Source organism: Rhodoplanes sp. SY1, assembly GCF_046000175.1.
GTDB lineage: Bacteria > Pseudomonadota > Alphaproteobacteria > Rhizobiales > Xanthobacteraceae > Rhodoplanes.
Genome location: NZ_JBEOMB010000527.1, coordinates 1 through 717, shown reverse-complemented (window position 1 = coordinate 717; position 717 = coordinate 1). Strand labels below are relative to the sequence as shown.

The window sequence follows — 717 nt, the reverse complement described above, 5'->3', positions numbered from 1 at the left end:
GGCGGGACTCGTTGATCCGGGTCGGGGATAGGCAGACCTTTCCTAACGTCCGAACACGGCAACGGCAAAGTGGCGCGTCAAATCAGGCATTGGGAACGCTTTACGATGGCGTCGGACTTCTCTAAGTTGCTATGAATCGATCGATCAACCAATTGATGAGTTTGTTTTGAGGTTTTGCGGCTGCACTTCGAAGAGATTGTAATGGTAAAATCAAGGTTCAAGGGCGGCATACATACGGTCGAGAAGCTCAGCATTCTTCAGAGCTATCTTAAGTTTTACGCCACCGCATTAAAGAATCAAGGCTTCTCATTGATCTATATAGATGCTTTTGCGGGCACTGGAGATTACGCTCTGGACCTTGGCGATGCAGGGCTGTTCGCTGGTTTGGGGGAAGAAGAAGGAATGGTGTCTCGGCCCGGATCGGCGAAGCTCGCATTGTCGATCGAACCACAATTCTCGGAGCTTATTTTCATTGATAATCAATTATCTAGTGTGGCGTCACTTCAATCCATCAAAAGCCAAAATCCGAGTCGGTCAATCAAGATCGTGTCCGGTGACGCCAATGAGTCCGTAATGAAAATCTGCGCCGATACGCCTTGGCAAAACCGTGTGCGCGGTGTGCTTTTTCTTGATCCCTTCAACATGGCTGTTCATTGGGAAACTCTGGAAGCCATCGGTCGGACTCAAGCTCTCGATCTCTGGTACTTGTTCCCGACC

Annotated in this window: 1 protein-coding gene; it reads left to right on the top strand. The window is 49.5% G+C overall.

Annotated elements, in window-relative coordinates:
* Positions 1-201: 201 nt before the first annotated feature.
* A partial coding sequence (gene tcmP / locus ABTU92_RS30755) for a three-Cys-motif partner protein TcmP (RefSeq protein WP_408095309.1) occupies positions 202-717 on the top strand: 516 nt, incomplete at its 3' end.